This window comes from Rhodocista pekingensis (assembly GCF_042665545.1).
Classification (GTDB): Bacteria; Pseudomonadota; Alphaproteobacteria; order Azospirillales; family Azospirillaceae; genus Rhodocista; species Rhodocista pekingensis.
The window spans coordinates 55,105-78,381 of record NZ_JBHTCM010000008.1; the positions used below are offsets into that span (position 1 = coordinate 55,105).

A 23,277-nucleotide genomic window follows, 5' to 3' on the forward strand; every position below is an offset into this window, starting at 1 on the left:
GGGAGGAACCGCCAGGATGTTCAAGCGCCGACACAAGTTCACCCTGCGCCAGCGGGTGCGGGATTTTCTCTGGCCGCGGATGGGCTGGCGGCGTGCCCTGCTGTATCTGGGGCACCGCGTCGGCCGTCTGCCGGGCCCGCCGCACCGCATCGCCGCCGGCTTCGCCAGCGGTGCGGCTGTCTCCATGACGCCCTTCGTGGGTCTGCATTTCCTGCTGGGCTTCGGCCTCGCCTGGCTGCTCCGGGGCAGCATGCTGGCGGCGGCCATCGGCACGGCCGTGGGCAATCCCTGGACCTTCCCGGCCATCTGGTACGTCAGTTACCGCATCGGCTGCGACCTGCTGGGACGCTCGCCCGGACACGACACGGCCGAGCAGTTGACCATGGACTTCCTCATCGCCAATCCGGTCCAGGTGCTGCTGCCCATGTCGATCGGCGGTTTCCTCATGGGTGTCTTCGTCTGGGGGCTGGCCTATGCCGTTGCCAAGCCCCTGGTGGCGATGTACCAGCAGCGCCGGCTGTCCAGGCGGCGCGTGCCGCCGGCAGCCACCCCCGTCGCCGATGACGGGGCCGGCCGCAGCGAGTCGGAGGACAGGGCGTGAGCAGATATCTCAGGCTGGGCGTCAACATCGACCATGTCGCCACGATCCGGAACGCCCGCGGCGGTCCGCATCCGGACCCGCTCCGTGCCGCTGCGCTGGCCGCCGCCGCCGGGGCCGACGGGATCACCGCGCATCTGCGCGAGGACCGGCGGCACATCACCGACGACGACATCGAGCGTCTGATGCGCAGCATCGACCTGCCGCTGAACCTGGAGATGGCGGCGACGGAGGAGATGCTTGCGATCGCCCTGCGCCACCGTCCGCACGCCTGCTGCATCGTGCCCGAGCGCCGTCAGGAGCGCACGACGGAAGGCGGTCTGGACGTCGCCGGCAACCGTGGGCACCTGCGCCGCTTCGCCCAGGCACTGGGGGCGGCCGGCGTGCGCGTCTCCCTGTTCGTCGCGCCCGACCCGGCCCAGCTCGACGCCGCGCGGGACATCGGCGCGCCGGTCGTGGAACTGCACACCGGCGCCTATGGCGATGCGGAGGACGGCGCGGCCCGCGCGGCGGAGCTGGAGCGTCTGCGCGCCGCCGCCGCGCATGCCGAGACCATCGGCCTGGAGTGCCATGCCGGCCACGGCCTGACCTACGGCAATGTCGGCCCGGTCGCCGCCATCCCCACGGTGGTGGAGCTGAACATCGGCCACTATCTGGTGGGCGAGGCGGTGTTCGTCGGCTTCGAGGCCTCGATCCGCCGGATGCGGGAGCTGATGGATGCCGGCCGCGCGGCCGGAGCCGCGGCATGATCCTGGGCATCGGCAACGACCTTGTGGATGTCCGCCGCATCGAGCGGACCATCGAGCGGTTCGGCGACCGTTTCCTCGACCGCGTCTTCACCGAGGCCGAGCGGCGCCGGGCGGAGCGGCGCTCCGCTGCCGGGCCGCACAGCCCGCGTGCCGCCACCTATGCCAAGCGCTTCGCTGCCAAGGAGGCCTGCGCCAAGGCCCTGGGGACGGGTCTCAACAGGGGCGTCTACTGGCGCGACATGGGGGTGGTGAACCTGCCGGGCGGGCGTCCCACGCTGGCGCTGACCGGCGGGGCGCTGGAGCGCCTGCGGCAGATCACCCCGCCCGGCATGGTTGCGGAGATCCACCTGACCCTGACGGACGAGCTGCCGATCGCCCAGGCCATCGTCCTGATCTCCGCCGTGCCCGCTCCGCCGGCGGCGGCCGGCCCCGGAGGGCTCCCGGCCTTTCCTGCCGACGGGGCCGACCGCCCCTGACGCGGCCCCCGGCGGCGGAAAAGGCGATTGCCCGACCTTACGGCAGGTAGCATATAGGGAAGCCGAAACTGGACCTGCGCCGACCGGGGCGGGGCCGCAACCCGATCCCGCCTTGCGCCGGGTCATCCTGTTCCGAGGTCCCACTGTATGGGCGTTCAAAGCGTTTCCGAGCGTTCCGGCTTCCTGAAGCTGCTCGATGAGCTGCGCTGGATCGCCGGGGGTATCCTTCTCGCCCTGATGATCCGGACGTTCGCCTACGAACCGTTCAACATCCCCTCAGGCTCGATGATCCCCACGCTGCTGGTCGGCGACTACGTGTTCGTCTCCAAGTTCAGCTACGGCTACAGCCGCCACACGGTCGCCTTCGGCCAGCCGCTGTTCGACGGGCGCCTCCTGGGCGGCCTGCCGGAGCGGGGCGACGTGGCGGTGTTCAAGCTGCCGCGCGACGGCAAGACCGACTACATCAAGCGTATCATCGGCCTGCCCGGTGACCGCATCCAGGTGATCGGCGGCGTGCTGCACATCAACGGCGAGCCGGTGAAGCGCGAGCGGATCCAGGACCGCGTGGTGGGCGAGGTGATGGGAACGGCCATCGCCGTTCCCCAGTACATCGAGACCCTGCCGAACGGCCGCCAGCACCGCATCATCGAGCAGCTCGGTGATGCCGGCGGGCTGGACGACACTCCCGTCTATGTCGTGCCGCCGGGCAATGTCTTCGCCATGGGCGACAACCGGGACAACTCCACCGACAGCCGGGTGCTGAACCAGGTCGGTTACATTCCGGTCGAAAATCTGGTGGGACGGGCCGAGTTCATCTTCTTCTCCCTGGAAGAGGGCACCAGCTTCTGGGAGTTCTGGGAATGGCCCTGGGCCATCCGTTTCGACCGCCTGTTCGACGGGATTGAATGACCACGCACGATTGCGACAGCCCGCCGCTGTCCGAGCTTGAGACGGGTCTGGGATACCATTTCCGCCACCGTGACCTGCTGGTGCAGGCACTGACACATCCCAGCCTCGGCGGCGTCGAACGCAACGCCGGCCGCGGCTACGAACGGCTGGAGTTCCTGGGCGACCGTGTGCTCGGGCTGGTGATCGCGGAGTGGCTGCTGGAGCGTTTCCCGGCCGAGGCGGAGGGCGCGCTGGCGCGGCGCCACACGGCCCTGGTGCGGGCGGAGGCGCTGACCGTGGTGGCGGAAGGGATCGGGCTCGGCCCGTTCCTGCGTCTCGCCCCCAGTGAGCGGGACTCCGGCGGACAGGCCAAGCCGGCCATCCTGGCCGACGCCTGCGAAGCGGTGATCGGCGCGATCTTCCAGGATGGCGGGCTGGACCCGGCGCGGATGCTGATCCGCACGCGCTGGACACCCTTGATCGAGGCCGACCTGTCGCCGCCGCAGGACCCCAAGACGGCGTTGCAGGAATGGGCCCTGGGCCGCGGGCGACCGTTGCCCGCCTATGAGACATTGTCGCGCGAGGGGCCGGACCACGCCCCGGTCTTCCGGGTGCGGGTGCGGGTGGAGGGGGCCGAACCCGCCACCGCCACCGGCCCGTCCAAGCGCGCTGCGGAAAAGGCGGCGGCGGAAGCCCTGCTGCGCCAGATCAGGACCCCCAAAGGATGACGACGTTCAACGACACCCCCCGGCCCGAGGACGATCTCCCCGACGACGACTTCCCCGAGGAGGAGGAGGCGTTCGAGGAGGATGCGGACGATGACGACGGGGGGGAGGGCACGCCCGAGCCGGAGCATCCGCGCTGCGGTTTCATCGCCCTGGTCGGCGCGCCGAACGCCGGCAAGTCCACCCTGCTGAATGCGCTCGTGGGCGCCAAGGTCTCCATCGTCAGCCCCAAGGTGCAGACGACTCGCTCGCGCGTGCTCGGCATCGGCATCACCGGGGACAGCCAGCTCCTGTTCGTCGATACGCCCGGCATCTTCAAGCCGAAGCGCCGGCTGGACCGGGCCATGGTGGCGGCCGCCTGGCAGGGGGCGACGGATGCCGACCTGATCGTGATGCTGTACGACGCCTCCCACGACAGGCTGGACGAGGACACGCTCGGCATCATCGAGCGGCTGAAGGAGGCGGGGCGCACCGCCATCCTGGCGCTGAACAAGGTCGATCTGATCAAGCGCGAGAAGCTGCTGAAGCTGGCCGCCGAGCTGGACGCCCATGGCATCTTCACCCGCACCTTCATGATCTCGGCGCTCACGGGCGACGGGCTGGCCGACCTGTCGGCCTTCCTCGCCGCCGAGGTGCCGGAAGGGCCGTGGCTCTATCCCGCCGACCAGCTCTCCGACATGCCGGAGCGGCTGCTGGCGGCGGAGGTCACGCGGGAGAAACTGTTCCTGCAACTGCACCAGGAACTGCCCTACGCCGCGACGGTGGAGACCGAGTCCTGGGAGGAGTTCGACGACGGCAGCGTCAAGATTTCCCAGGTCATCTATGTCCAGCGCGACGGTCAGAAGGCCATCGTGCTGGGCAAGGGCGGCAGCCGCATCAAGCACATCAGCACCGCCGCCCGGCAGGAGCTGGAGACCATGATGGACCGGCGCGTCCACCTGTTCCTGTTCGTCAAGGTGCGGGAGAACTGGGTGGACGATCCCGAGCGCTACCGGGACTGGGGTCTGGACTACAACGCCTGATCCCGTCCGGTCCGGGCGGTCCCGTCAGGCCGCCTGGACCAGCAGGTGGCGCTCGGCCTCCTCCGGCGGCATCGGCCGGGCGAAGAAGTAGCCCTGGGCGTACTCGCAGTGCAGGCCGCGCAGGAACGCGGCCTCCGCATCCCGCTCCACGCCTTCCGCCACCACCTCCAGATCCAGTGCTGCGGCCAGCATGGTGATGATGCGCGCGATCTCGGCCCGGCGGTCGCCGTCCGTGGCGGCCCGCACGAAGCTGCGGTCGATCTTCAGCGTGTCCACTGGATAGGAGTGCAAGTAGCTGAGGTTCGAGAAGCCGGTGCCGAAATCGTCCAGGCAGAGGCGGACGCCCAGCTTCCGGATGTCATGCAGCATCTGCACGCAGCGGGCGGTATCGTCCAGCAGCAGGCTTTCGGTGATCTCAAGTTTCAGGGCGCGGGGTTCCACGCCCGTCTCCTCCAGCACCTGGGCGACGGCGGCGGCCATGTCGTCGTCCATGAGCTGGCGGCCGGAGACGTTGACGCTGACGAACAGGTCGCGTCCCGTGCGCTGGCGCCAGTCCTTGATCTGGAGCGCGGCCTCCTTGAGGGCCCAGCGACCCAGCCGCAGGATCAGCCCCGTCTCCTCCGCCAGCGCGATGAACTCGCCGGGCAGGATGGTGCCCCGCTCCGGGTGGGACCAGCGCACCAGCGCTTCGAAGCCGGCGATGCTGCCGTCCTGCATGCGGATGATCGGCTGATAGGCCAGGAAGAGCTGGTCGCTGTCCAGCGCCACCCGGAGGTCGGATTCCGTGCGCAGCCGGGACAGGGCGCGCTCGCGCAGGGCGTCGTCGAACACTTCGATCCGGCTGCGACCGGCGGCCTTGGCCCGGAACATGGCAAGGCTGGCGTCGCGCAGCATGTCCGTCGCCGCGGCATAGCCCGTGTTGGACATGGCGAGGCCGGCCGAGCAGGTCAGCACGATCTCCCGCCCGTCGGGCAGGGTGATGGGCCGGCAGACCGCCGCGGCCAGCCGCTCGGCCGCACTCATGGCGGCCTTGACGTCTGCTACCCCGTCCATCAGCACGCCGAACTCGTCCACCGAGGTGCGGGCGACGGTGTCGCCGCTGCGCCGGGCGTCGCCCAGCCGTCTGGCCACGATGCGCAGCACCTCGTCCCCCAGGGCGGTGCCGAGGCTGTCGTTGATGGCCTTGAACTGGTCCAGGTCGAACAGGATCAGGGCGAACTGCGCGTCCGTCGGATGCCGGCGGCGGTCGATCGCCTGACCGATGCGGTCAAGCAGCAGGTGCCGGTTGGACAGCCCCGTCAGTCCGTCGTGGAAGGCGTCGAAGAGGAGTTGCTCCTCGGCATGCTTGCGGGCCGTGATGTCCGACATCGACCCGGCCATGCGCAGGGCCGTGCCGTTGTCGTCCCGCATCGCGGCTCCGCGCACCAGCATCCAGCATTCGGCGCCGGACGCGTGCAGCATGCGGAATTCATGCTCAAGCTGCCGGCTGCCGCCGGACAGGTGCAGGTCCATGGCCGCACGCAGGCCGGGCAGGCAGTCGGGATGCACCCGGGCGTACCAGTCCTCGATGGTCCCGGTCATCTCCCGTTCGCCCAGGCCCAGCATCCTGGCCCAGCGGGCGGAGTAGTAGACCTCCCCCTCGGGAACCCGCCAGTCCCAGAGACCGTCGTTCGAGCCCGCGGCGGCCAGGGCGTAGCGCTCCTCGCTGAGTCGCAGCCCTTCCTCGGCGACCTTGCGGTCGGTGATGTCGATCTGCGAACCGACGATGCGCTGTGGCTCACCCTCCGCATCCAGGACGGCGATGCCACGGCAGAGCATCCAGCGCCAGCCGCCGTTGGCGTGGCGGATGCGGTATTCGATCTGGAACGGCCGCCCCCCGGCGCTGGCCTGCGCGTCCAGGGTCGCATGCAGCCAGATCAGGTCCTCGCAATGCACACGGTCCAGCCACTCGGACGGGCTGTTGCCCACCTCTTCCTCGGCAAGTCCGAGCAGCGCCTTCCAGCCGGCGGAGTAGTAGATCAGGTCGGTCCGCAGATCCCAGTCGTACAGGCCGTCGTTGCTGGCGGCCGCGGCCAGGGCGTAGCGTTCTTCGCTGAGCCGGATCTGCCCGGCGGTGCGGGCCGTCAAGGTCGTGTGGTATGCGATCATTCGAAACGCTCTCGGCATCCGCGGGAAGCGTCCCGCGGCTGTGCCATCCATGGATGCTAGCCCAACTTTGCCACAGCGTTCTAAATTTATCGTAATCACCGCCTCACAAGGGGCCCGCGCCCGACCTGACCTTTTGCCGCTGGTCCGGCGCGACAGCGGGGGCCGCCTCTGCTAGAACCGCGGCATGGAATGGACCGACGACGCCATCGTCCTGTCCGCCCGCCCGCACGGTGAGACCGCGGCGCTGGCGGTGCTGCTGACCCGTGGCCACGGGCGCCATGCCGGCCTGGTCCATGGCGGCCAGGGCAGCCGGATGCGGCCGGCGCTGGAGCCGGGCAGCCGTGTCGCCGCCCGTTGGGCCGCCCGGCTGGTCGAACAGCTCGGGACGCTCGCGCTGGAGCTTGAGCGGGCGACGGCGGCCGGCCTGCTGGAGGACCCGCTGCGTCTGGCCGCGCTGTCCTCGGCCTGCGCCCTGGCCGACGCGGCCCTGCCGGAGCGCGAGCCGCACCCGGCCCTGTTCGACGCCACGCTGGCGCTCTTCGACGCCTTGCAGACGGAGGTCTGGGCCGAGATCTATGTGCGCTGGGAGATCGGGCTGCTGGAAGAGGCCGGCTTCGGCCTGGACTTCGGACGCTGTGCCGCGACCGGGATCGCGGACAACGACCAGCTCGCCTATGTCAGCCCGCGCACGGGCCGCGCCGTCTCCCTTTCCGCCGGGGAGCCGTACCGGGACAGGCTGCTGGCGCTGCCGCCGTTCCTGGTCGGACGGAGCGCCGGCGGCGCGGAGGAGGTGGTGCAAGGGCTGGCCCTGACCGGCCATTTCCTCGACCGCCATCTCTTCGCCCTGCGCCATGCCGAGGTCCCGGCCGCCCGGACGCGATTCGTGGATCGCTATCGCAAAGCGCACACAACATCTGGTATCACTCCGGCACCATGACCGACGCCGCCATCGAGATTCTGGACAAGCGGCTCGCCGAAGCCCTGGGCGAGCGCTACCTGTCCTATGCCCTCTCAACCATCGTGTCGCGTTCCCTGCCGGACGTGCGCGACGGGCTGAAGCCCGTGCATCGCCGGCTGCTCTACGCCATGAGCCAGCTCCGGCTGGAGCCGACGACGCCGCCGAAGAAGTCGGCCCGCGTCGTCGGCGACGTGATCGGCAAGTTCCACCCCCATGGCGACCAGTCCGTGTACGACGCGCTGGTGCGGCTGGCGCAGGAGTTCGCGGCCCGCTATCCCCTGGTCGAGGGACAAGGCAATTTCGGCAACATCGACGGCGATAACGCCGCGGCCATGCGCTACACCGAGGCGCGGCTGACCGAGGTCGCCAAGGCCATGCTGGCCGGCATCGACGAGGACGCCACCGACTTCCGCCCGACCTATGACGGGGAGGGGGAGGAGCCGGTGGTCCTGCCCGCGGCCTTCCCGAACCTGCTGGCGAACGGGTCGGCCGGTATCGCCGTCGGCATGGCGACGAACATCCCGCCGCACAATGTGGGGGAGATCTGCGGCGCCCTGAACCTGATCATCGAGCGTGAGCTGCTGCCCGCCCCGGACAAGCGCCGCCCGGTGACGGTCGAGGAGCTGGTGAGCTGGATTCCGGGACCGGACTTCCCCACCGGCGGCGTGCTGGTGGAAAGCCGGGAAAACATCCTGGAGGCCTACCGCACCGGTCGCGGCGCCTTCCGCACCCGCGCCCGCTGGCAGAAGGAGCCGCTGGCCCAGGGCACCTGGCAGGTGGTGGTGACGCAGATCCCCTACCAGGTGCAGAAGTCGCGTCTGGTCGAGAAGATCGCCGAGCTGCTGGCCGAGAAGAAGCTGCCGCTGCTGGAGGATGTGCGCGACGAATCGGCCGAGGACATCCGGCTGGTGCTGGTGCCCAAGAGCCGCAACGTCGATCCGGACGTGATGATGGAACAGATGTTCCGCAACACGGACCTGGAAACCCGCTTCAGCATGAACATGAACGTGCTGGACGCCCGCGAAGGCGGTCTGGTGCCGCGGGTGATGACCCTCTACGAGGTGCTGCGCGCCTTCCTGGAACACCGGCAGGAGGTGCTGCTCCGGCGCAGCCGCCACAGGCTGGGCGAGATCGACCACCGGCTGGAGGTGCTGGGCGGCTACCTGATCGCCTACCTGAACATCGACGAGGTCATCCGCATCATCCGCGAGGAGGACGAGCCGAAGCGGGAGCTGATGGCCCGCTTCAGCCTCACGGACGTGCAGGCCGAAGCGATCCTGAACATGCGCCTGCGCTCCCTGCGGAAGCTGGAGGAGTTCGAGATCCGCAAGGAGAACGACGCCCTGACCAAGGAGCGCGGCGTTCTGGTCGGGCTTCTGGAGGACGGGCACAGGCGCTGGAAGGCCATCTCCAAGGAGGTGGCGGAGATGGACCGGAAGTTCGGCCGCGCGACCGCCCTGGGGGAGCGCCGTACCCTGGTGGGGGAGCCGCCGAAGGAGGTGGCGGTGCCGGCGGAGGCGATGATCGAACGCGAGCCGGTCACGGTCTTCCTGTCCGAGAAGGGCTGGATCCGCACCGTGCGCGGCCATCAGAGCGCGCAGGAGGTGGCCGGCACCAAGTACAAGGACGGCGACCGCGAACGCTTCGTCCTGCATGCGGAGACGACGGACAAGCTGCTGCTCTTCGCCGGCAGCGGCAAGTTCTACACGCTCGGCGTGGACAGGCTGCCCGGCGGCCGCGGCTTCGGCGAGCCCGTGCGGCTGATGGTGGATCTGGGCGAGGCAGAGATCGTGGCGCTGCTGCGGCACCGGCCGGGGCAGAAGCTGGTCGTTGCCTCCGCCGACGGCCGCGGCTTCCAGGTCGAGGCGGACGACGTGGTCGCCCAGACCCGTGCCGGCAAGCAGGTGCTGACCCCGGCCGACGGTGTCGCCGCCGTCCTGGCCGTGCCGGTGGAGGGCGATGCGGTCGCCGTCATCGGCAACAACCGCAAGCTCCTGGTCTTCAAGCTGGAGGAACTGCCGGTGATGACCCGCGGCAAGGGCGTCCAGCTCCAGAAGTACAAGGATGCCAGCCTCTCCGACCTCAAGGTCTTCGCGCTGGCGGAGGGGCTGTCCTGGCGCATGGGCGGCAGCGGGGAGAAGACCCGCACGGTCACGCTGCCCGACCTCCAGGGCTGGGTCGCCTACCGCGGCACCCAGGGCAAGCTGCCGCCGAACGGCTTCCCGAAGGACAACCGCTTCACCGACTGATCCGCCACCCCCGGGCCGCCGGGCCAGGACCGGAGCACCGCTGCGGCCGCCCGCCCGCCGCCCGATCGCCGCCCGGCTGCCAATGAGCGGTTGCGCCGCCGCGGCGTTCGGTGCGACACCAGCGGGGAAGGGCGGGCCGCTGGTGCCCGGGACTTCCTGGCGGGAGAGGCGGCGGATGATCACGCTCTACAGCTTCGGCACGCCCCATGGGCATCGCGCCTCCATCATGCTGGAGGAGACGGGGTTGCCCTACCGGGTGCATCCCCTGGATTTCGACGGCGACCGCATCACCGATCCGGCGCTCCTGCGGATCAGTCCGCTCGGCCGGGTGCCGGCGATCACGGATACGATCGGCGGCCGCGAGGTGCGGGTGTTCGGCTCCGGGGCCATCCTGCTGCATCTGGCGGAGATGACGGGAACCCTGCTGCCGTCCGATCCGGCCGGCCGTGCGGAGGCGCTGAGCTGGCTGTTCCTAGGGATGACGGACCTGACGCCGGCCATGGTGGGGCATTTCCGCTTCGCCGTGCTGGCGGCGGAGAAACTGCCCTACGCCATCGGCGTCTACCGGGACGAGATCGCCCGCTGCTGCGACGTGCTGGAGACACGGCTGGCGCGGACCCCCTATCTCGCCGGTGACGGGTACACGGTGGCCGACATCGCCGCGTTCCCCTTCATCGACGCTGCCGTTCCGGGCGGCGAACTGCTGGCGGGGCGGCCGGCCCTGGCCCGCTGGCACGCCGCCATCGCCGCCCGGCCCGCCGTGCAGCGCGGCATGGCCGTTCCCGGCCCGCGCTCCGAGAGTGTTTGAGGCCCGGCATCCTCCCGGCGGGCATCAGCCGCGCGCCGCCTGCGCCTTCTCCCGGAGCTGGGACAGGGTGGTGCGGGTGCTGATGCGGTCGGGGTCCATGCGCAGCTCGATCACCGCGGCGCGGCCGCTCGCCCGGGCCGCCTCGAAGGCAGGGGCGAACTCCTCCGTCCGCGATACGGCAGCCCCGAAGGCGCCATAGGCCCGCGCCAGCGCCGCGAAGTCGGGATTGGTCAGGTCGGTGGCGCTGACCCGGCCGGGGAATCGGGTCTCCTGGTGCATGCGGATGGTGCCGTACATGCCGTTGTTGAAGACCAGGATCACGGGCTTGGCGCCATGGTGCAGGGCCGTCGCCAGCTCCTGCCCCGTCATCGTGAAGCCGCCGTCCCCGACCAGGCAGAGAGCCAGCCGCTCCGGCCGCAGCAGCGACGCCGCCACCGCCGCCGGGACGCCGTAGCCCATGGCGCCGCAGGTGGGGCCGAGCTGCCGGCCGGGCCGTCTGTAGCGCAGGAAGCGGTGGCCCCAGCCGGAGAAATTGCCGGCATCGTTCGTCACCACCGCGTCGGCCGGCAGCCGCTCGCGCAGCCAGGTGAAGACCCGGCCCAGGTCCAGATCGCCGCCATAGGCGGGTGGCTCCTGCCAGGCCAGGAACTCGGCCCGCGCCGCCTCCCGCCAGCCGCTCCAGGGCCGCAGCGCGGGGGCGGGCAGCGCGGCTGCTGCGGCGGCAAAGGCCGCCGTGCCGGAAAGGACGGCAAGGTCCGGCTGGTAGACCCGGCCCAGCTCCTCCGGGTCGGGGTGGACATGGATCAGCGTGGCCGCCGCCCGCGGCGGTGCCGGCAGGGTGTAGCCCTGCGTCGGGATCTCGCCCAGCCGGGTGCCCACGGCCAGCAGCAGGTCCGCCTGCCGCAGCCGCTCCACCAGCGCCGGGCTGGGGCCGGTGCCCAGATCGCCGACATAGCAGGGGCTGTCGTTCGCCATCACGTCCTGCCGCCGGAAGGAGCAGGCGACCGGCAGGTCCCAGGCTTCCGCGAAGGCGCGCAGGCGGGTGCAGGCCGGATCGTCCCAGCCGCTGCCGCCCACCAGCATGAGCGGGCGCTCGGCTTCGGCCAGCAGGGCCGCCATCCGCTCCAGCGCGGCCGGATCGGGATGCGGCTGCACGGGCAGGGCCCGCGGCAGGTCGGCGACGGCGGCGCGCTCCCGCAGCATGTCCTCCGGCAGGGCCAGCACCACCGGGCCGGGCCGGCCGGAGGTGGCGGTGCGGAAGGCCCGTGCCAGATATTCGGGGATGCGGTCGGCGCGGTCGATCTGGGCGACCCATTTCGCCACCGGGCCGAACATGCGGCGGTAGTCGATCTCCTGGAACGCCTCGCGGTCGGCCTGGTCGCGGGCCACCTGTCCGACCAGCAGGATCAGCGGCGTGCTGTCCTGCATCGCCGCATGCACGCCGATCGCGGCGTTGCAGGCACCGGGGCCGCGGGTGACCATGCAGAGGCCCGGCCGGCCCGTCAGCTTGCCGTAGGCTTCGGCCATGAAGGCGGCCCCGCCTTCCTGCCGGCAGGTGACCAGACGCAGTTCCGGCCGGTCCACGGCGGCGTCCAGCACCTCCAGATAGCTTTCGCCGGCCACGCAGAAGGCCATGTCGGCGCCGTGGCCGACCAGCGCATCGACCAGGAGACGCCCACCGCTACGGGCCGGCGGAAGGGGAGCGGGGGAGATCTGGGCCATGGCGGGTTCGACCGGATGGTTGGACCGGCAGGCAGTAGACGCGGCGGTCCGGGCGCCTGTCAACGCGGGGCGGTGGCCCCCGGACGGCCCCGGACGTAAGGTCCCAGGGGCCGCCGCGGCGCGTTCCATGGCCCTTGCAAACGCCGGGGGGCGGGGTTATCTGCCAAGCGCTGTCGCTGGCTTGAAGGGTTCCCCGCCATGGCACTCACCCGCGATCAGGTCTACGAGATCTGCGGTCGCATGGACGACCTGCGTGTCGCCAACATCATCGGCACGGGCGCTTCCGAGCAGGAACTGATGGAGGCGCGGACCTGGCTGGCCGCCGACGACATGCTGGGCCAGGACCTCCAGCGCATGCCCTCGGGCCGCGTGGCCCGGCTGGTCGAGCTGCTGCGCGCCGACGAACCCGACTGGGACGACCGCTGAGCGCCGTCCGGACGCCGGCGGATCGATGCCTCAAGGGCCGGGCGGCCGTCCGCTGCCGAACAGGTTCTCGAACTCCGGTCCCCAGGGCTGACGGGGGGACTGCCGGGGCGATGGCCGACCCTCGGACCCGAACAGGTTTTCGAACTCCTGGCTGCGCGGTTCCATCGGAGCTGCCGGCGTCGCGGGTGCCGCTCCATGGGCTTCCGTGCCGCCTGCCGGCACGGCGGGACCGGCGGCGAACAGGCGCTCCGGCAGCCAGGTGCCCAGGGCCGGCACGGCCATCAGCAGGCCGACGCACAGCACCTGGATTCCCACGAAGGGCAGCACCCCGCGGTAGATGTCCAGGGTGCTGACCAGCCGTCCCGCCACCCCGCGCAGATAGAACAGGGCGAAGCCGAAGGGCGGGGTCAGGAAGCTGGTCTGGAGATTGACCCCCATCATCACGCCCAGCCAGAGCGGATCGACCCCCAGCCGGATCAGGACGGGGGCCGTGATCGGCACGACGATGAAGATGATCTCGAACGTGTCGAGGAAGAACCCGAGCACGAACATCAGCGCCATCACCAGCAGCAGGGCGCCCCACTTGCCGCCCGGCATGGCGGACAGCACGTCCTCCACGATCCGCTCCCCGCCCAGCCCGCGGAAGACAAGGCTGAAGACCGACGCGCCCATCAGGATGACGAACACCATGGAGCTGATGGTGAGGGTGGAGCGCATCACCTCCCGCAGCACGCCCAGGTCCAGCCGCCGGTTGGCGGCGGCCAGCGCCATGGCGCCGACAGCACCGACGCTGGCCGATTCGGTGGGGGAGGCGATGCCGGCCAGGATCGAGCCCAGCACCGCCAGGATCAGCAGCAGCGGCGGCGCCAGCGCCAGCAGCACCTTCCGGGGCAACCGGCGGCGGTCGGCGGCATCCAGGGGCAGGGCCGGGCAGGCCGCCGGGTTCACCACCGCCTGCACGACCACCCAGCCGACATAGAGTCCCGCCAGCAGCAGCCCCGGCAGCAGCGCGCCGGCGAAGAGCTGCCCGACGGAGACAGGCTCTGGCGCGAAGTTCCCCAACGCAAGCTGCGCCGTCTGGTTGGCACCCTGCAACATGTCGCCCATGAAGATCAGCACGGTGGAGGGCGGGATGATCTGCCCCAGCGTGCCCGAGGCGCAGATGACGCCGGCCGACAGCTTCGGGTCGTAGCCCGCCCGCGCCATCGCCGGCAGGCTGAGCAGCCCCATGGTGACGACCGTGGCGCCGACGATGCCGGTGGAGGCGGCCAGCAGGGTGCCGACCAGCACGACGGAGATGCCGAGCCCGCCGCGCAGACGTCCGAACAGTTCGCCCATGGTGGTGAGCAGCGTCTCCGCCAGCCGGGATCGCTCCAGCATCACCCCCATGAAGACGAACAGCGGCACCGCCACCAGCACCTCGTTCACCATGGTGCCGAAATAGCGTGACGCCAGCCCCGTCAGCAGCGCCGGATCGAACACCCCCAGGTCATGCCCGATCCAGGCGAACAGCAGCGCGGTCCCGGCCAGGGTGAAGGCCACCGGGTAGCCCGCCAGCACCGCCACGAGCGTGCAGAGGAACATCAGAAGGGCGAGCAGTTCGCCGAGCAGGACAGGCTGCATCGTCGCTCCGGCTCAGTCCGTGCCGGCGTGCGGCGTGTAGCGCGCATCGCCGGCGAGGTAGAGGGCGCGGCGGGCGATCAGCGCTAGCCCCTGGAGGCCCAGCAGCAGGCAGAACGCCCAGACGGCGGACTTCAGCAGGAAGTAGCCCGGCAGCCCGCCCGTCTGCTGCGAGGACTCGCGGATGGCCCAGCTCTGGCCGATGAAGGGGGTGCTCTCCCAGGCCAGGACCGCCAGCCACGGCAGCAGGAAGACCAGGGTGCCCGTGATGTCGATCCAGGCCCGGCGGCGGCCATCGGCACGGCCATAGAAGACATCGACCCGGACATGGCCGTTGTGCAGCAGCGTGTAGCCGGCCCCCAGCATGAAGACCAGGGCATGCTGCCAGACATACAGCTCCTGCATCCAGACGAAGCCGATGCCGAAGCCGTAGCGCAGCACCACCACGGCGAAGCAGACCAGCACGGTGCCCAGCGTCAGCCAGGACAGCGCCTCGCCCACCGCGCGGTTCATCGCGTCCACCGCGGCGACGAAGCCGCGCAGCCTGTCCATTCCCGCCTCCCGACCGCCCGGACCGCTGCCCGTTGCCGTACAATTCAACCCCGATCGGGCCCTCCGCCGCAACCGGCACGCACCACCCGCCCGCAGGTCAGTTCGGGCGGATGGTGTCGCGGGATCGCCGTCGGCAGGCCCGTCAGTGGATCTGGCGGGGGATCACCCGGCCGGCGCTGTCCGCCGCCTCCGCCGGGGGAAGGGGGGCGGGATGGTTCTGGCGGACGAAACCGGGCACGATGTGCTGCAACAGCGCCAGCAGACGCGGCACGTCGCAGCCGTGGGCGGCGGCCTCCAGCTCGTCCAGCGAGCGGTTGAGGATGCCGAAATCGACCGCCCGCGGCGAGGCGACAAGAACACCCTCGGCATCGGTGGGGACAGGCGGTTCGGCGGCGTCGAACATCTCTTCGTACAGCTTCTCGCCGGGGCGCAGCCCGGTGAAGACGATGCGGATGTCCTTCTCCGGCCGCAGCCCCGCCAGCCGGATCATCTGCCGCGCCAGATCCACGATCCGGACCGGCTGGCCCATGTCGAGCACGAAGATGCGGCCGCGGCTCTCACGGTGGCGAATGCCGAAGGCGGAGGCCTGGAGCACCAGCTCCACCGCCTCGCGCACGGTCATGAAGAAGCGGCAGACGTCGGGATGCGTCACCGTCAGCGGCCCGCCAGCGCGGAGCTGGCGGGTGAACAGCGGCACCACCGATCCGGTCGAGCCCAGCACGTTGCCGAAGCGCACCGTCATGAAGCGGGTGGAATGCGCCCGCCCGCTGGTGCCCTGGCCGACGCTGACCTGCCCGCCATTGCCCTGCCCCCCGTTGCCCTGGAGATCCAGGGCCTGGCAGTAGCTTTCCGCGACCCGTTTCGTGGCGCCCATCACGTTGGTCGGGCTGACCGCCTTGTCGGTGGAGATCAGCACCATGGCGCGGCAGCCGAAGGCCGTGGCCGCATCGGCCACGTTGCGCGTGCCCATCACATTGGTCAGCACGCCCTCGACCGGGTTCAGCTCCACCATCGGAACATGCTTCAGCGCCGCGGCATGGAAGACCAGCTCGGGCGCCTCCTCCCGGAAGATCTGGGTGATGCGTGCGCGGTCGCGCACATCGGCGAGCACGGCGCGGATGGAGAGGTCGGGGAAGGATTCCCGCATCTCCAGATCGATAGAATAGAGGTTGAACTCCCCGTGATCGACCATGACCAGCCGCTTCGGCCGCAGGCCGGCGATCTGGCGTGTCAGCTCCGAGCCGATGGTGCCGCCGGCGCCCGTGACCAGCACGACGCGGCCGGTGATCAGATCGCCCATGGCGCCCTTGTCCAGCGCCACCTGCGGGCGGCCCAGCAGATCCTCGATCTGGATGGGCCTGACGGTCAGGCCGGGGTCGCTCTCCGCGTCCTTGAACTCCGTCAGGTCCGGCAGGCGCGCCAGCATCAGGTTCAGCGCCTCGCAGCGCTCGACGATCTCACCCAGGTCCACGCCGTTCAGGCGCTGCCGTGGCCGGGTCAGGATCAGCCGCCGCGGCCGGTCGCCGCCCGCCGTCAGGTCGGCGATCACCTGTGGCAGATCACCCAGCCGGCCCAGCACCTTGACGCCGTGGATCTCGCGGCCGATGCGGCCCCCCTTGTCGTCCAGGATGCCGACGACGCGGTAGGCGGCCTCGCGGTCGTTCTGCATGGCGCGGATGAACAGCTCCGCCTCGTCGCCCGCGCCGACCAGCAGTACGGGGATACGGTCGCGGGCGTTCATCTCCAGGATGCTGGCGATCCGCCGGTCCTTGAGGATGCGGTAGACCAGCCGCGGTCCGCCCAGCATCACCACCAGGACGAACCAGTTGATCACCGGCATGGACCGGGGCAGCAGCTCCAGGCGCGTGACCAGGAACAGCAGCATCAGGAAGATCAGGATGGTGGCCGTCACCGCCCGCATGATGGCGAGCAGGTCGCGCAGGCTGGCATAGCGCCAGACTCCGGAATTCATCCCGAAGACGCGGTAGCTGACCGCTGCGATGAAGGTGAAGATCAGGAGGCCCGGCCACAACTCCGGCAGGAACGCCATGAAGTCGCTGCCCACGCGGAGATAGAGGGACAGAACGAAAGACCCGGCCGCCATCAGGATGTCATGGGCGTAGGCCAGGGTTCGGCGGTCCGTCAGGGGGATGCGCGCGAACGCCGTCAGCTTGTTCATCAGGCTGCCCTTCGCAGTCGTCGCCGATCACCTTCACAGGTCCACCGACGCCGCTTCTTATCGCTTTGCTTGCCCCTCGCCGACTGACATACACCGGTTCACAGGCCTGCGCCATGGAATTGTGCAGACGCGAGAGAGGCGGAAACTTTCCCCGAAAGGCTGTGGAAGGCAGCACCGTCCGAGCAGTGTTCCGAGGCCGCAACGGTGCCGGCATCCCCGCGGTTCCGCAGCGGTCTGTGGTATCGGCGGGACGGCCGCTGCCGGGAACCGTCAGAGCTTCAGCGTCAGACTGACGGTTGTGCCCGTTCCGTGCCGGATGTCCAGGTCGGCGCCGAGCTGGGTGGCCAGCGCCTCCACCAGCATGGCGGCGGCGTCCGCCTCGGTGTCGAAGCCCGTGGGCAGGGCGCGGCCGTTGTCCGCCACGGTCAGCCGGGCGGCGCCGTCGGCCAGCGACTCCAGGCTGACCTTCAGCCAGCCGTCCGGAGGATAGGCGTGGGTCAGGCCCTGGCTGACCAGTTCGTTCACGATCAGCCCCAGCGGCATCGCCGAATAGAGGGAGGTGCTCAGGGCCTGGGCGTCCACCTGCACCTGCACCGGCCGGAGGGTATCTGTCGCGTTGAGGACGGCCGTCTCGCAGACCTCCCTCAGATAGCGGGGCAGATCCACCTGTGTCTCCGACCGGGTCTCATGGACCTGCCGGTAGAGGATGGCCAGCACCTCCACCCGGTGCATGGTCTGGTCATAGGCAGCGCGGGCGGCCGGATCGCTGATCCGGTGGTGTTGCAGGCGGAGCAGGCTGATGACGAGCTGAAGGCTGTTCTTGGCGCGGTGCTGCATCTCCCGCAGCGTCGCCTCCTTCTCGGCCAGGGCGGATTCGAGCTGGCGGCACCGGTCGGCCCAGTCGACCGGGGCCTCCCCGCGCTGCCGTTCCGAAGACGTCTCTTCCGAAGCTTGCCGCTCCGAAGCCCGGCCTCCGGCGATCCGGTCCCCTCCGTTGTAACCGGCCCGCCCGTCCGCGGGACCACCCGGATCAGTGGCCATTCCCACCTGAGCAGACCTCGTGTGTCGCGGACGCCCGTCGCATCCGACCGGGGACGTTGTAAGCCCGCACGGCGTTGTCCGAAAATAAGTCTTACGATCTATTCCGCGGGAGATAGCCACCAGGAAAAGAGGGGCATGGCACCGTGTGCAGTCAATTCAGTCCAGCAGCCAGCCGAGAAGACCCTTTCGTTTCTGGGGTGACTTCGGGGCCGTTTTTCCGGCTGCGGGGACCCGCGGTCTGCCCTGCACGTACTCGTTCCGGAACCGGTCGAAATCCTCCCGCCGGCCGAACTTGAAGCTGACATGCAGCACCTGGCTGCGGGCACGGGTGGCGTTGTCCACCCGCTCCTCCATTCCCAGGAACTCGACGGCCCACAATCCCTTGACGTTGGCGCGGATCCAATCCTCGGCCTTGTCCATCTCGCCGTGGGACTTCAAGGTGAGGGTCGTCTCGAAATCGTAGAACGCCGCCATCGCCCGTGCCTCAGCCGAGAATGTGGGACAGAAGCACCAGCAGGGCGATGCCGGCCAGCGCACCGAGGATGGGATTCGCCATGGCCCAGTCGAGCACCCGCGTGCCGGCCCCGATCAGATTGTCCAGCGAGGCCGACGGGCCGGGATCGGGTTCCGGGGCAGGGGCGGGGCCGTCAAGGCGGTTCAATCTGGTCTCGATCCGCTCGAGTCTCGCCGCGATCTCGCGCAGGCGTCCGTCATTCTCAGCCATGGTGCAGTCCCTGCGTTCCGCCCTGAACCGGGCAGCCGCAGGATACCCCTTCGGCGACCGCCTGCGGAAGCATGGAGATCATCGGTTCCGCACCGGGGGTCTCGTCGTTGCCGTTTCCATTCTGGCTGGATGCGGGGCGGGGCTGGCCGGGGAGGGGGCGACGCGGCCGGTGCCGCTGTCGGAGGAGCCCGGCCTCGGCGACCGGGTCGGCGCCCTGCGCTTCCGCGGCGGTCTTGATATCCGGCACGATGATCCGGCCTTCGGCGGCCTGTCCAGCCTCCGGGTGACGCCGGAGGGCACGGGCTTCACCGCCCTTTCCGACCGCGGGCACGTCGTCACCGGCCGTCTGATCCACGACGCCGAGGGGCGCCTGACCGGCGCCGCCGATCTCACCGTCGCGCCCCTGCGCGACAGCGACGGCAGCGTCCTGGCGGGCCGGCGCTCCGACTCCGAGGAGATGGCGCATCTGCCCGGGGGTGGTTGGGTCGTGTCCTTCGAGCGCGAGCACCGGCTGATGCGCTATCCGGAGGTTCTGGCCGCGGGCACGCCGACGGCCCTGGCCGGCCCGGACGGGCTGTCCGGGCTGAGCGGGAACAGCGGGATAGAGGCGATGGCGGCCCTGGCCGACGGCACCCTGGTCCTGATCGCGGAAGGCGAGGCAGAGGAGGAGCGGCACCGCGGCTGGCTCGGTGGCGCCGACGGCTGGCAGCCCTTCACCTATCTGGCGCAGCCGCCCTACCGGCCGGTCGGGGCCGCGGTGCTGCCGGACGGCGACCTGCTGGTGCTGGAGCGGCGCTACAGCTGGCCCGCCGGTGTCGGGGCGCGGATCGCCCGGGTGCCGCGGCAAGGGCTGGTCGCCGGCGCCGAGGTGGCGGGGGAGACGGTCGCCCGGCTGGAACGGCCGCTGACGGTGGACAATTACGAAGGGATCGACGTGCGGCGGCCGCCCGGCGGCCCGACCCGGATCTACCTGATCTCCGACGACAATTTCAGCGCCTCGCAGCGCACCCTGCTGCTGGTCTTCGACCTGGAGGAGAACCGCCGCTGACGCATGCCGCGTCTGTCCGCCGTGGATGGGGTCGCGCTTGCCGCCCCGGCCCGCGGGCATGCTAGCCTTCCCGCAGCTTGGTGAACCGCGCGGGGAGCGCATCATGGACGGCAGCGTGCCGGCACCGAACGATCTGGGCGCCTACTGGATGCCCTTCACCGCCAACCGGCAGTTCAAGGCGGCGCCCCGCCTCCTGGTCTCCGCCGACGGCATGTACTACCGCAGCCATGACGGCCGGCAGGTGCTGGACGGCACCGCCGGGCTCTGGTGCGTCAATGCCGGGCACAACCGCGCCCCGGTCGTGGAGGCGATCCGGCGCGCAGCCGGGGAACTGGACTTCGCCCCCAGCTTCCAGATGGGCCATCCGGGCGCCTTCCGGGCTGCCTCGGCATTGGCGGCGCTGGCGCCGGTCGGGCTCGACCATGTCTTCTTCACCGGTTCGGGCTCCGAATCGGTGGATACGGCCCTGAAGATCGCGCTCGCCTACCACCGGGTCCGGGGCGAGGGGCAGCGCACCCGCCTGATCGGCCGCGAGCGCGGCTATCACGGCGTCGGCTTCGGCGGCATCTCGGTCGGCGGCATCGCCACCAACCGCCGGACCTTCGGGCCGCTGCTGGCCGGGGTGGACCATCTGCCCCACACCTACGACCGCACCCGCCAGGGCTTCTCCCGCGGGCAGCCGGAGTGGGGGGCGGATCTGGCCGATGCGCTGGAGCGCATCGTGGCGCTGCACGATCCCAGCACCATCGCTGCCGTCATCGTGGAGCCGATGGCCGGCTCGACCGGGGTGCTGGTGCCGCCGCGGGGCTATCTGGAGCGGTTGCGCGCGACCTGCGACCGGCACGGCATCCTGCTGATCTTCGACGAGGTCATCACCGGCTTCGGGCGGTTGGGCGCCCCCTTCGCCGCCGACCGCTTCGGTGTCGTCCCCGATCTGATGACGGTGGCGAAGGGGCTGACCAACGGGGCCGTGCCGATGGGCGCCGTGCTGGTCAGCGGGGCCGTGCATGACGCCTTCATGCAGGGGCCGCCGGGGCAGATCGAGCTGTTCCACGGCTACACCTATTCCGCCCACCCGCTGGCCTGCGCCGCGGCGGAGGCGACGCTGGCGCTCTACCGCGAGGAGGGGCTGTTCCAGCGGGCGGCGGATCTGGAGCCGGTGCTGGAGGAGGCGGTGCATGCCCTGCGCGGCCGCCGCCATGTCATCGACGTGCGCAATCTCGGCCTCGTCGCCGGCATCGAGCTGGAGCCGCGCCCGAACGCGCCCGGCGCGCGGGCCTATGAGGCGTTCGTGCGCTGCTACGAGGCCGGCGTGCTGATCCGGGTGACCGGCGACATCATCGCCCTGTCGCCGCCGCTGATCGTTTCGGAGGCGGAGATCGGGCGGATCGTCGATACGCTGCGCGACGTGCTGGAACTGGTGACCTGACCGCCGGGCCGGGGCCGGAGGGCGGGGCCTACAGCAGGTCCCGCATCCGGTACCACATCATGGCCAGCACCAGCGCCGGCTTGCGCAGGCTGCCGCCGCCGGGGAAAGGGGCGTGGGGGATGCGGGCGAAGACGTCGAACCGCTCCGCCTGCCCGGCGATCGCCTCGGCCATCAGGCGGCCGCAGATCGCCGTCATCGCCACGCCATGACCGCTGTAGCCCTGGGCGTAGTACGTCGCCGGGCCGATGCGGCCGACATGGGGCGTGCGGTCCATGGTGATCGCCACGTGCCCGCCCCAGCAGTAGTCGATGCGCGCCTCCTCAAGCTGCGGGAAGAAGCGCAGCATCGTCCGCCGCAGCGCCTGCTTGAGGTCGGGCCGGTCCAGCCCCGAATAGCTGACGCCGCCGCCGAACAGGAAGCGGTGGTCGGGGGAGCGACGGTAGTAGTTCAGCACGAAGTTGGTGTCCGCGACGGCGTGGCCTGACGGGATCAGCGCGCGGGCGCGCTCCTCGCCCAGCGGCTCGGTGCCGATGATGTAGGTCGCCACCGGCATGATCCGGCCGGCGATCTCCGGCACCAGCCGGCCGAGATAGGCGTTGCCCGCCAGCACCAGGAAGCGGGGCAGCACGCGGCCGGTCTTCGTCTCCGCCTGCGGCGCGGCGCCGGTCTCCAGGTGCAGGACGCGGCTGCCCTCGAAGATCCGCACCCCCAGGCTCTCCGCCGCGCGCGCCAGCCCCAGAACATAGCGCAGCGGATGCAGATGGCCGCTGCCTTCGTCCAGGACGCTGCCGACATAGGCGTTGGTGGCGATCTCGGCCCGGGTCTGCTCCTGGTCCAGCAGGCGGGTGCGGTCGTAGCCCAGTCCGGCCAGTTCCTCCCGCCAGGCCTCCAGCTCGTCCATCTGCCGCTTCTTCAGCGCCGCCAGCAGATAGCCCCAGTGCAGGTCGCACTCGATCCCGAACCGGTCCACCAGATCGGCCAGGATGGTCTTCGCCTCCTCGCTCAGATGCCAGAGGCGGACCGCATCCTCCCGACCGACCCAGCCGGCGATGGTGCCGATGCTCTTGTTGAAGCCGGTGACGATCTGGCCGCCGTTGCGCCCCGACGCCCCCCAGCCGATCCGCTCCGCCTCCAGCACGACCACATCATAGCCGCGCTGCGCCAGCTCGATGGCCGTGACCAGCCCGGTATAACCGGCGCCGACGATGCAGACGTCGCAGCGGACATCGCCGGTCAGGGGCGGGCGGCGGGTCGGGATGTCGGCCGTGTCGGCGTACCAGGAGCGCGGATAGGATTTCGGCATGGGCCAGGTTCTGTACTCAAGCAAGGGGCAGACGAGCTGGGTTGTGATTCAACCCTTCGAACAGAGGGAGGGGATCATGACCCTGTTCGGTCTGGCGGACAAGGAATGGGCGATCATCTCGCCATTGCTGCCGTACAAGCCCGCACGCGGTGCCGCGGACGGATGACCGGCCTGTCCCGAACGGCATCTTCCGCATTCTGCATTGGGGGAGCGTGACGCGCCCTGCCGGGGCGCTCCGGTCTTCCCCGCTGCAACCGGCTCAACTGTTGGGGCAGGGACGCGGTCTGGCTGAGGGTGTCCAATGCCTTGGCGGCGCAGCCGCTCCCGTGCATCGACAGGTCCATCTCTCGGCGCCTACCGGGGCTACGACTGGGGGGCCTTGACCAGCCTGGTCGGGGATGCAGGCGGAACCGCCCGCACCCCCACCCAGCCTGACCGCAGAATCCGACAGTCCGTCGCTTCTTCAACACGCTCAGGAACTTTGTCCTCGCCATCCTGCTCGCCGCATCCCGACCATGGATGCGGCCTTATGAAGTTCCGACCTATCCCATCCAGAGTCCCGTGTCGGCGGCGGTGGCGATGCGGTTTTCGCCGATGCCCCAGACGAGCCAG

At 70.4% G+C, this 23,277-nt stretch carries 22 protein-coding genes; 13 read left to right on the forward strand and 9 right to left on the reverse strand.

The window, feature by feature from the left end:
- The first annotated feature begins 16 nt into the window (after positions 1-16).
- From ACFQPS_RS07330 to era, 6 genes are all read left to right on the forward strand, one after another.
- Complete coding sequence (locus tag ACFQPS_RS07330) at positions 17-601, forward strand: DUF2062 domain-containing protein (protein ID WP_377357756.1); 585 nt, start codon at positions 17-19, stop codon at positions 599-601.
- Positions 598-1,347 carry a pyridoxine 5'-phosphate synthase gene (locus ACFQPS_RS07335; protein ID WP_377357757.1) on the forward strand — a complete coding sequence of 250 codons (750 nt, stop codon included), beginning with the start codon at positions 598-600 and terminating at the stop codon, positions 1,345-1,347. The genes ACFQPS_RS07330 and ACFQPS_RS07335 overlap by 4 nt, the downstream gene beginning before the upstream one ends.
- On the forward strand, positions 1,344-1,823 hold the full coding sequence (gene acpS, locus ACFQPS_RS07340; protein WP_377357759.1) for a holo-ACP synthase: 480 nt from the start codon (positions 1,344-1,346) through the stop codon (positions 1,821-1,823). Before ACFQPS_RS07335 ends, acpS begins: the two co-directional genes overlap by 4 nt.
- Before the next feature lie 147 nt (positions 1,824-1,970).
- On the forward strand, positions 1,971-2,732 hold the full coding sequence (lepB, locus tag ACFQPS_RS07345) for a signal peptidase I (RefSeq protein WP_377357760.1): 762 nt from the start codon (positions 1,971-1,973) through the stop codon (positions 2,730-2,732).
- Positions 2,729-3,439, forward strand: a complete 711-nt coding sequence (gene rnc, locus ACFQPS_RS07350) for a ribonuclease III (protein ID WP_377357762.1) — start codon at positions 2,729-2,731, stop codon at positions 3,437-3,439. Before lepB ends, rnc begins: the two co-directional genes overlap by 4 nt.
- Positions 3,436-4,458 carry a GTPase Era gene (gene era / locus ACFQPS_RS07355; protein ID WP_377357763.1) on the forward strand — a complete coding sequence of 341 codons (1,023 nt, stop codon included), beginning with the start codon at positions 3,436-3,438 and terminating at the stop codon, positions 4,456-4,458. Before rnc ends, era begins: the two co-directional genes overlap by 4 nt.
- 24 nt (positions 4,459-4,482) lie before the next feature.
- On the opposite strand, the gene ACFQPS_RS07360 is transcribed toward era, so the two are convergent.
- Entirely contained in the window at positions 4,483-6,606 is a 2,124-nt protein-coding gene (locus ACFQPS_RS07360; RefSeq protein ID WP_377357765.1) for a putative bifunctional diguanylate cyclase/phosphodiesterase, read from the reverse strand.
- A 184-nt stretch (positions 6,607-6,790) separates the two neighbouring features.
- Between ACFQPS_RS07360 and recO the strand changes: the two genes are divergently transcribed.
- The 3 genes from recO to ACFQPS_RS07375 all read left to right on the forward strand — a co-directional run bounded on the left by recO (position 6,791) and on the right by ACFQPS_RS07375 (position 10,621).
- Entirely contained in the window at positions 6,791-7,543 is a 753-nt protein-coding gene (gene recO, locus ACFQPS_RS07365) for a DNA repair protein RecO (protein ID WP_377357767.1), read from the forward strand.
- Positions 7,540-9,813 carry a DNA topoisomerase IV subunit A gene (gene parC / locus ACFQPS_RS07370; RefSeq protein ID WP_377357769.1) on the forward strand — a complete coding sequence of 758 codons (2,274 nt, stop codon included), beginning with the start codon at positions 7,540-7,542 and terminating at the stop codon, positions 9,811-9,813. Before recO ends, parC begins: the two co-directional genes overlap by 4 nt.
- A 175-nt stretch (positions 9,814-9,988) precedes the next feature.
- Positions 9,989-10,621, forward strand: a complete 633-nt coding sequence (locus tag ACFQPS_RS07375) for a glutathione S-transferase family protein (protein ID WP_377357770.1) — start codon at positions 9,989-9,991, stop codon at positions 10,619-10,621.
- A gap of 24 nt (positions 10,622-10,645) precedes the next feature.
- Here the strand turns inward: ACFQPS_RS07375 and ACFQPS_RS07380 are convergent, their stop codons facing one another.
- A complete protein-coding gene (locus tag ACFQPS_RS07380; protein ID WP_377357772.1) occupies positions 10,646-12,343 on the reverse strand; it encodes a thiamine pyrophosphate-binding protein in 1,698 nt (565 codons plus the stop codon).
- 198 nt (positions 12,344-12,541) lie between these two features.
- Between ACFQPS_RS07380 and ACFQPS_RS07385 the strand changes: the two genes are divergently transcribed.
- Complete coding sequence (locus ACFQPS_RS07385; protein WP_012566668.1) at positions 12,542-12,769, forward strand: hypothetical protein; 228 nt, start codon at positions 12,542-12,544, stop codon at positions 12,767-12,769.
- A gap of 30 nt (positions 12,770-12,799) precedes the next feature.
- Here ACFQPS_RS07385 and ACFQPS_RS07390 read toward each other — a convergent pair whose 3' ends face one another.
- The 6 genes from ACFQPS_RS07390 to ACFQPS_RS07415 form a co-directional block, all read right to left on the reverse strand.
- The gene (locus ACFQPS_RS07390; RefSeq protein WP_377357774.1) at positions 12,800-14,392 is read right to left on the reverse strand and encodes a TRAP transporter large permease; all 1,593 of its coding nucleotides are present in this window, start codon (positions 14,390-14,392) and stop codon (positions 12,800-12,802) included.
- 12 nt (positions 14,393-14,404) lie between these two features.
- Positions 14,405-14,941 (reverse strand): TRAP transporter small permease subunit, encoded by a 537-nt coding sequence (locus ACFQPS_RS07395; protein WP_377357776.1) that lies wholly within the window; start codon positions 14,939-14,941, stop codon positions 14,405-14,407.
- Between the two features lie 142 nt (positions 14,942-15,083).
- The gene (locus tag ACFQPS_RS07400; RefSeq protein WP_377357778.1) at positions 15,084-17,120 is read right to left on the reverse strand and encodes a polysaccharide biosynthesis protein; all 2,037 of its coding nucleotides are present in this window, start codon (positions 17,118-17,120) and stop codon (positions 15,084-15,086) included.
- A gap of 270 nt (positions 17,121-17,390) precedes the next feature.
- Positions 17,391-18,161 (reverse strand): sensor histidine kinase, encoded by a 771-nt coding sequence (locus ACFQPS_RS07405; protein WP_377357780.1) that lies wholly within the window; start codon positions 18,159-18,161, stop codon positions 17,391-17,393.
- A gap of 156 nt (positions 18,162-18,317) precedes the next feature.
- Positions 18,318-18,635: a hypothetical protein gene (locus ACFQPS_RS07410; protein ID WP_377357782.1), complete on the reverse strand. Its 318-nt coding sequence runs from the start codon at positions 18,633-18,635 to the stop codon at positions 18,318-18,320.
- 10 nt (positions 18,636-18,645) lie between these two features.
- A complete protein-coding gene (locus tag ACFQPS_RS07415) occupies positions 18,646-18,885 on the reverse strand; it encodes a hypothetical protein (RefSeq protein WP_377357784.1) in 240 nt (79 codons plus the stop codon).
- On the opposite strand from ACFQPS_RS07415, the gene ACFQPS_RS07420 reads away from it, so the two are divergent.
- Complete coding sequence (locus tag ACFQPS_RS07420; RefSeq protein WP_377357786.1) at positions 18,884-19,933, forward strand: esterase-like activity of phytase family protein; 1,050 nt, start codon at positions 18,884-18,886, stop codon at positions 19,931-19,933. The genes ACFQPS_RS07415 and ACFQPS_RS07420 overlap by 2 nt on opposite strands.
- A gap of 103 nt (positions 19,934-20,036) precedes the next feature.
- Positions 20,037-21,362, forward strand: a complete 1,326-nt coding sequence (gene aptA, locus ACFQPS_RS07425) for an omega-aminotransferase AptA (protein ID WP_377357793.1) — start codon at positions 20,037-20,039, stop codon at positions 21,360-21,362.
- Positions 21,363-21,390: 28 nt separating this feature from the next.
- Here aptA and ACFQPS_RS07430 read toward each other — a convergent pair whose 3' ends face one another.
- Positions 21,391-22,665, reverse strand: a complete 1,275-nt coding sequence (locus tag ACFQPS_RS07430; RefSeq protein WP_377357788.1) for an NAD(P)/FAD-dependent oxidoreductase — start codon at positions 22,663-22,665, stop codon at positions 21,391-21,393.
- Here ACFQPS_RS07430 and ACFQPS_RS07435 point away from each other — a divergent pair.
- Complete coding sequence (locus tag ACFQPS_RS07435) at positions 22,664-22,831, forward strand: hypothetical protein (RefSeq protein ID WP_377357789.1); 168 nt, start codon at positions 22,664-22,666, stop codon at positions 22,829-22,831. The two genes, ACFQPS_RS07430 and ACFQPS_RS07435, sit on opposite strands and share 2 nt — an antisense overlap.
- The last annotated feature ends 446 nt before the right edge of the window (positions 22,832-23,277 follow it).